The organism is Streptomyces sp. NPDC001027 (assembly GCF_040299045.1).
Taxonomy (GTDB): domain Bacteria; phylum Actinomycetota; class Actinomycetes; order Streptomycetales; family Streptomycetaceae; genus Streptomyces.
Map to the genome: position 1 here is coordinate 41,848 of NZ_JBEPBI010000047.1, position 7,573 is coordinate 49,420.

At 72.0% G+C, this 7,573-nt stretch carries 5 protein-coding genes; all 5 read left to right on the forward strand.

The features are described from left to right. Positions 1–8 precede the first annotated feature (8 nt). The 5 genes from ABT300_RS16105 (at position 9) to ABT300_RS16125 (ending at position 4,869) form a co-directional block, all read left to right on the forward strand. On the forward strand, positions 9–1,910 hold the full coding sequence (locus ABT300_RS16105; RefSeq protein ID WP_351675641.1) for an eCIS core domain-containing protein: 1,902 nt from the start codon (positions 9–11) through the stop codon (positions 1,908–1,910). 189 nt (positions 1,911–2,099) lie between these two features. Continuing rightward, positions 2,100–3,665, forward strand: coding sequence for a phage tail sheath family protein (locus tag ABT300_RS16110; protein ID WP_351675644.1), 1,566 nt, complete (start codon positions 2,100–2,102; stop codon positions 3,663–3,665). A gap of 120 nt (positions 3,666–3,785) precedes the next feature. After that, entirely contained in the window at positions 3,786–4,229 is a 444-nt protein-coding gene (locus ABT300_RS16115; protein WP_351675646.1) for a phage tail protein, read from the forward strand. Continuing rightward, complete coding sequence (locus ABT300_RS16120; protein ID WP_351675649.1) at positions 4,226–4,717, forward strand: hypothetical protein; 492 nt, start codon at positions 4,226–4,228, stop codon at positions 4,715–4,717. Before ABT300_RS16115 ends, ABT300_RS16120 begins: the two co-directional genes overlap by 4 nt. Next, positions 4,714–4,869, forward strand: coding sequence for a DUF6760 family protein (locus ABT300_RS16125; protein WP_351675651.1), 156 nt, complete (start codon positions 4,714–4,716; stop codon positions 4,867–4,869). Before ABT300_RS16120 ends, ABT300_RS16125 begins: the two co-directional genes overlap by 4 nt. Positions 4,870–7,573: the final 2,704 nt, after the last annotated feature.

Consider the following 7,573-nt stretch of genomic DNA (forward strand, 5'->3'; position numbering starts at 1 on the left):
AGGCGTACATGCACGAGCACGAGCAGGAGCCGACGGGCGGGACCGACGTGCGGCGGCTTGCGCGCGAAGCCCGCGGCGCCGGCCCGGAGACGGTCGCGCAGGCCGCGCAGGCCGCGCAGGCTTTGCGGGGGCGGGATGCGCTGACCCCGCAGATGGTGCTGGCACTGCAGCGGAGCGTCGGCAACGCGGCCGTCGGCCGGATCCTGAATCTGCAGCGGCACGGGGACGGCGGCTGCTGCGACGGTCGGGAACCGGAGGACCGCCCCTCGCAGGACGCCCCGGTGCAGCGCTCCACCGTGCACGACGTGCTGCGTTCTCCCGGAAAGCCGCTGGCCGAGTCCCTGCGGTCGGAGATGGAGGAACGGATGGACGCGGACTTCTCCGACGTGGTCATGCACGACGACACGGCGGCGGCCCGCTCCACCGACGAGGTGGACGCCGAGCACTACACCTCCAGGAACCACATCGTCGTCGGACGCGGCGGCATCGACAAACGCACGCTGGCGCACGAGCTCACGCATGTCCTGCAGCAGCGCGAGGGCGAGGTCGCGGGCGCCGACAACGGCGCCGGCCTGCGGGTGAGCGACCCGTCGGACCGCTTCGAGCGCGAGGCGGAGGCGAACGCGGCACGCGTGATGGCGCGCAGCGTCCCTGCCGCGGACACGGGACCGGGCCCGTCCGCGGACCGGCGCAAGCGGACGCGGTCGACATCACGACGAACCGTCATGCAAAGGATGAAGCGCTCTGTCGCGCCGGGCGGGGTCGGGCCCAAGGCTACTGTGCCCAGCGCCCACCAGTTGAGGGGGACCGAGACCAGGAAGGCGAAGCTCAGGAAGATCAGGAAACAGAACCTGAGCGTGGCCGGAATAAAGCGCGAGTTCAAGACTGCCGGCATCAAGGGTCTGGGTCATACAGGCGGCGGCATGTGGACGTCCAAGGTCACTCAGGTCGGTTCCCGGTCGTTCAAGTCCTCCCCGGACGAGCAGATCCTTCGACATCTGTCCACGCAATTGTTCTGGTATATGAAGAACGCCTTGGGTCAGAAAGATGAACAGGAAGTCCAGGCCATGTACGTCAATGGCGGGATTGTGGTCGCGAGCAACCTTGACGCCTCGTTGGCAGCCGCCTTCGACGACCTGCGAAAAAAGATGGAAGATTATGTGACGGCGAGGGGTGCGGCCGACGGAGAGGAGGAGATGGAGGAGGAGCTCGAGAATCCTCTCCAGGCGGTTCTCGGCGCTGAGCAGAATGAGGGCGACTATCGAGCTTCGGGTGTCGCGCAGAAATTCCGAGAACTGAACGAAGAGTCCCGTCCCCCTCGTGCCGGGGCTGAGCAGATGCTCCACTTGATCCTGAAGGGGACATTCAACCCGCTGCTGTCCAGGACCATGGAAGAAAGCCGGGCCATGATCGGCGATCCGGCAGCGATGAAAGACAAGATAATTTTCCTGACGGGCGGGAGCAGCTACCACGCCGAGCAGAAACTGGTCCTGGCGCTGCACGGCGCGCGCGGCGCGGGCAAAGCATGGATCGCAGGAAAGAAGCGGCCCTGTGCGACCTGCTTCGCGACCCTTTCGTATGCTCGGGACGCGGGCGGTATGGACATCTCGTTCCAGGGGCGGCCCGGTGGATATTTTCAACCTTCCATCCCGGGTCTGGTGGCGCTCGGAAAGGCTCTCGGGCACACCGAGGACCAGGTGATGACGTGGCTCCGCGGGTGGCTCGCCGCAGATCTTCGGCTTGCCCAGTCGCTCAAGCTCAAAAAGGGTGCGTCGAGGTCCTCGCTGGCGACCAGGGTGGACGTCAAGCCCAAGCTCAACGATGCGGACGTGGACACCGGGTACGGTTCCCTCTCCGATTCGGGGGATGAAGCCGACTCCGAAGCCGAATCCGAGTCCGGCTCGGACTGAGTCGCGCGGACTGAGTCGCTTCGGCCTCGTGTGCCGGGGCGGCGGTTTTCCGGGGCCCTCGGTGCTCCCCGGACTGCTCGATCGGGCAACCCGGGCGTCCCCCTTCGCGGTACGCGTGGCCGTACCCCGGCCGTCGGCGGCGGTCGAGACTGCTTGCCTGATCGCCGTCGCCGGAAGAGGAGCGCGAAGATGCCGACGTACCTGTCCCCGGGTGTGTATGTGGAGGAGGCCCAGAGCGGCTCCCGTCCCATCGAAGCGGTGGGGACGGCGGTCGCGGCCTTCGTCGGGTTCGCCGAGAAGGGGCCCTTCCACGAGCCGACGCTCGTGACCACGTGGAGTCAGTACGTCCAGACCTTCGGGGACTTCGTCGACGGCTCCTACCTGGGCCTCTCGGTCTACGGCTACTTCGCCAACGGCGGAAGCGTCGCGTACGTCGTACGCGTCGGCGGGGCGTCCGGAGCGGGGCGGGCCGGCGACGAGGGGCCCAGGGAGCTGACCGCCGGAGAGCCGGTCGGCCTCGGCTCGTTCCGGGTCTCGGCGCTGCCCGGCGTGGACGCCTCGGGCACCACGGTCGAGGTCAGCCACCCCGAGGGCGACAACGCCCCCGAGGACCGGTTCAAGCTGGTCGTCTCGCAGGACGGCAAGGCCGTGGAGACTCATGACGTCTCGACCCGGAAGAACGCCAAGAACTACGTCGTCACCCAGGTGAAGACCGGCTCCACGCGCATCGCGGTCGAAGAGGCCGTCGCCCAGGGCGCGTTGACCCGTCCCGCGGCCCAGAAGGTCGCCCTGCTCCCGGCCGCGCCCGCACCGGCGCCCGCGTCGGCCGCGGTGCTTCCCGCGGAGATCTCTCCCCAGGAGTACATCGGCGACGCCGCCGCCCGGACCGGGTTCGGCGGCCTGGAGGCGGTCGACGAGGTCACCATGGTCGCCGCGCCCGACCTGATGGCCGCCTACGAGCAGGGGCTGATCGACGCGGAAGGCGTCAAGGGCGTACAGCTCGCGATGATCACGCACTGCGAGCTGATGGGCGACCGGATGGCCGTCCTCGACCCGCTGCCCGAGCTGACGCCGCAGCAGGTGAGCCGGTGGCGGCAGGAGGAGGCGGGCTACGACTCGAAGTACGCCGCGCTCTACTACCCGTGGATCAAGGCGTTCGACCCGGCGAGCGGCAAGAACCGTCTGATGCCTCCGAGCGGTCACGTCGTCGGCGTCTGGTCGCGCAACGACAGCGAGCGAGGGGTGCACAAGGCGCCGGCCAACGAGGTGGTGCGCGGGGCGCTGGACCTGGCGGTCAACGTCACCAAGGGGGAGCAGGACCTGCTCAACCCGATCGGGGTGAACTGCATCCGCGCCTTCCCCGGCCGCGGCATCAGGATCTGGGGCGCGCGCACGCTGTCCTCCGACGCCGCCTGGCGCTACATCAACGTCCGACGGCTGTTCAACTACCTGGAGGAGTCGATTCTCCTCGGCACCCAGTGGGTGGTCTTCGAGCCCAACGACATCCGGCTGTGGGGGACCGTCCGCCGCAACATCTCGGCCTTCCTGCGGGAGGAGTGGCGGCGCGGCGCGCTGTTCGGGGCCAGCGCGGCCGAGGCGTTCTACGTCAAGTGCGACGACGAGACCAACACGCCGGACTCCATCGACGCCGGCCAGGTGATCTGCGAGATCGGGATCTGCCCCGTCAAGCCCGCCGAGTTCGTGGTCTTCCGACTGTCCCAGTTCTCCGACAGCACCAGCCTCGTCGACGAGTGACCAGGCAGCAGTGATCTGAAAGCGGCTCTGAACGCCAGCTCCAAGCGGCTCTGAACCCCCGCCCCGAACGACAGCTCTGAACGACGGCTCCGAAGACGGCTCTGAAAGGCAGTAGGACTCATGACGGCTACGGGAGACACCCTCTCCACACACATTTTCCAGGTCGAACTCGGCGGAGTGGCGGTCGAGTCCGTCCAGGAGGTCAGCGGACTGTCGGTCGAGGTGGACACGATCGAGGTCGCGCAGGTCACCCCGAGCGGCCAGTACCTGATCAAGAAGCTTCCGGGCGCGCGCAAGGGCGGCGAGGTCACCATCACCCGCGGACTGGACAAGAGCTCCGCGTTCAGCCAGTGGATCGAGTACGTCTTCGAGAAGGGGGCGGTCGACGAGGCGCGCAAGAACATCAGCATCATCGTCACCGACGCCGCGAACACCCCGGTGCGGCGGATGAACCTGGAGAACGCCTGGGTCAACAAGTGGGAGGGGCCCGGGCTGAAGGCGGGCGACGCCTCGCCCGCCACCGAGAAGGTCACCGTCGTCTTCGAGACGATCACCTTCGCATGAGGCGCCGCACGGTCTCCGGCGCGGCCCCCGGGGCGGATCCCGCCGGAGAAGGCTCCCTGCTCACCGCCCCCGAACCGCCGGGTCACCCCGGCACGGCGGCCCCGGCCGCCCCGGAACGGCTCAAGACCGAGTTCGACTTCGAGCTTCCGCGCGGCTACGTGGACGACTCGGGGACGGTGCACCGGCGGGGCGCGATGCGCCTGGCGACCGCCCGCGACGAGCTGGTGCCGCTGATCGACCTGAGGGTGAAGGAGAACCCGGCGTATCTCACCGTGGTCCTGCTCGGGCTGGTCGTCACCCGCATCGGGACGGTCACCGACGTCCACGCGGGCGTGGTGGAGCGGCTGTTCGCCGCGGACCTGGCGTTCCTTCAGGACTTCTACCGCCGGATCAACGCGGAGGGCCACACCCGGGCCGAGGTGACCTGCCCGTCCTGCGCGTCCTCCTTCGACGTCGACCTCGCGGGCAGCCGCCTGGGGGAATCGTGACGTACGGGGCCGACCGCATCCACGAGGAGACCGCGTACGTCGCCTACCACTTCCACTGGTCCCGCGACCAGATCCTCGATCTGACGCACGCGGAGCGGGCCCGCTGGGTGTCCGAGATAGCCAGGATCAACACACGTCTCAACGAAGGATGAGCAAGGGCCATGGCGATGCGTGACTGGATCGGCCGGCGACGGGGCGGGCGGACGACCGCCCCCGTGGACCCGGCCGCCGCATCCGCCGTCGCCGGTGAGCCCGCCGTCGCGGGGCGGCCGGCCGAGCCGTCGGACGGCGGCTGGCCCACGGTGGGGCCCATGCCGCTCACGGTCGCGCCCGCGATCCTGCTCACCGACCCGCCCGCCTTCGAACGCGGTCTCGGGACCCGGCAGAACCCCTCGCTGTACCGCGAGCGCGGCCGCCTGGTCAGCGTCGACGCACCCGGCGGGGTGGCGCACGGGGTGGTGGGCGTGGTCCCTGGAACGGCGGTTCAACGAAGCGACCACTCCGTCCTTCCCTACGCCGGACCCGGTGCGGGACCCGGCGGGGAGTCCGGCGGCGGCGTTCGGCCGGAAGGAGGGTCCGGGGACGCCGGGCCCCCGGCTCAGAGGACTCCGGCCTCCGCGGCCCCGCCCGTCCAGCGCCGCGCGTCCCCGGCGACCGCAGCACGGGCCCGAACGACGACGACCTCACGGGCAGGGGCGTCAAGGGCAGGGGTCTCACGGGCACCGCGCGCGGCGGCGGCGCCGACGCACCCCGGGACGGCGGCGGCCGAGGACCGCAGCGCCGAACCTCCCCGGCAGGACACGTCTGGACCCCGGACGAATCAGCCTGCCCCGGTCGCCCGACGACACTCCCCGTCCACTCCCGTGGCTCCTGCTGTCCCGGTGGCTCCGGCTGCTCCCGTGGCTCCTGCTGTCCTGGTGGCTCCGGCCGCCCCCGGCATGTCTGCCGACCCCGGTGCACACCTCGTCCAGCGGCGACAGCAGTCGGGTCCTGCCGCTCCCTTGACGACCGCTGCTCCTGTCACACCTGCCGACTCCGGTGTTCCGGCGGTCCGTCCGGCGTCGGGCTCCGCCCCGTCGGACCCCCCGGCGACCCGTACGCCCCCTTCCGTGCAGCGCGCGGTCGCGTCGCGCTCCGGGTCCGGTGCGCCGCCACGGGCGGCGGTCCGGCGGACCGACTCCGCAGACAGCCCGGCCACTTCGGCGCCCGACCGTGTGCCACCCGTCGCCCCGACGAGCGGCGCACCACGACCAGCGGACCGAGCCGCACGAGCAGTGCCGACGGTTCCGACGGCCCCGGGGACGCCCGCAGTGCCGGCGGCACCGCACCCGGTGCCGGACCCGGCGCCGGCGCCCCTGCCGACGGTGCAGCGCCGGGCGGAGGCCGCTCCGCCGTCGGCCCACGACCGGCCGTCTGCGGCGGCGCCGGCCTCGACCGCATCTGCCGTACCCCCTCGATCCCCTCGATCTGCGCGCCCGGACGTCACGGAGAGCATCCCTACGCCTTCCGGGTCGGGAACGATCGCGCCGGCAATGCCGTTCGCGCCGCCGCCCGCGGTGCAGCGTGCCCCGGAGACCGAGCCCCGGCAGGGGAACACGCCCGCGCGCACCACCCGTCCGGACTCCGCGCCGCCCGCTGCCGCAGTGCTGCCGGAGGCCGCCGCACCGCCGTCGGCAGCACGACGTAAGCCGGTCCAACCGGTTTCGCCGGTCACCCCGACCCGGCCCGTTCAGCCGGTCCAACCGGTCCAGCCGGTCCAGCGAAGCGTCTCGCGGGCGGAGAAGCCCGGCGTCGTCGCGGCCGCGCGGCCCGGCTCGCCCGGCGTGGCCAGGGCGGTCGAGGCGGTCGACGTGACCGAGCCGGGTCCGCTGCGGCGAGAGTCCCGGGAAGCCGCTCACGGCCGTCCAGGAACGCCTCGGGGGTACGCGCCGTCCGTCGAGGTCGAGCCGCCTGCTCCCCCTTCGTCCCCCGGCCTTCCCGGGCGGGCTCCCGCTGCCGCGCCCTCGTCGGCGGCGGAGCGGCCCGCTGCGCGGCAGGCGACGCCGCCCGTGACCGCGGCCCCGCCGGCTCCGGTCCAGCGCGCGGCGACGGAGGCGGCGAAGGCCACGACGACGGCGGCACCCGTGGTCGTCCCTTCGCCCCTCAAGGAGACGGACGGCTCGGCGCCGGTGCCCGCCCCGCCCCTGGTGCAGCCGGCCCCGGCGCGAAGGTCCGGCCTGGGTGCGCCGCTTGCCGACGGGGAGGCGTGGCCCCCCGCGGCCCGGTCCGACGCGGGCGCGACGGCGCGGCCGACGCCGCAGGGGCGCGGCGGCCGGACGGGACTGGGGCTCGGCGCGCCCATCGAGGCGCCGCACACCGGTGCCGCGGCCCCCGCGCCTGCGTCCTCGTCCCCCTCAACGCCTCCCTCAACGTCTTGGTCGACGCCTCCGTCCGTGCCCCCGCCCTCATCCCCGCCCTCGCCCCCGATGGTGCAGCGTGCCGTCGGTATCGCCGCCTCCGCGCGGCCTGCTCCGGAGGAACTGGCCGACACCGCACGTCCCGTGGTGGCCCGGCGCGTATCCGGAGACCCGGCGTCGCCCCGGCAGCGAACTCCGCCGGCGCCCCGCGTGTCCGGCGTTCCGGCCGTGGGCTTCGGATACGACAGGCCCGCGAACCAGACGGCTGCCGCTCCCGCTCCCGCTGCCGCTCCCCATGCCGCCGCCTCCTCGCCCTCCTGGCCGTCGTCGCCTTCGCCTGCCGGGGCGCTGCCGCCGGTGCTTCAGCGGGCGGCGGGCACCGCCGCGATCTTCTTCATGCTGTCGGTGCCCTCGCCGGCTGCGAGCACCTGGCGCAGCAGTACGCCCGCGACCACGAGTG

Coding starts and splice junctions, on each gene's coding strand:
- ABT300_RS16115 (WP_351675646.1), top strand. CDS start 3,786: ATGACGGCTACGGGAGACACCCTCTCCACACACATTTTCCAGGTCGAA.
- ABT300_RS16120 (WP_351675649.1), top strand. CDS start 4,226: ATGAGGCGCCGCACGGTCTCCGGCGCGGCCCCCGGGGCGGATCCCGCC.
- ABT300_RS16105 (WP_351675641.1), top strand. CDS start 9: ATGCACGAGCACGAGCAGGAGCCGACGGGCGGGACCGACGTGCGGCGG.
- ABT300_RS16110 (WP_351675644.1), top strand. CDS start 2,100: ATGCCGACGTACCTGTCCCCGGGTGTGTATGTGGAGGAGGCCCAGAGC.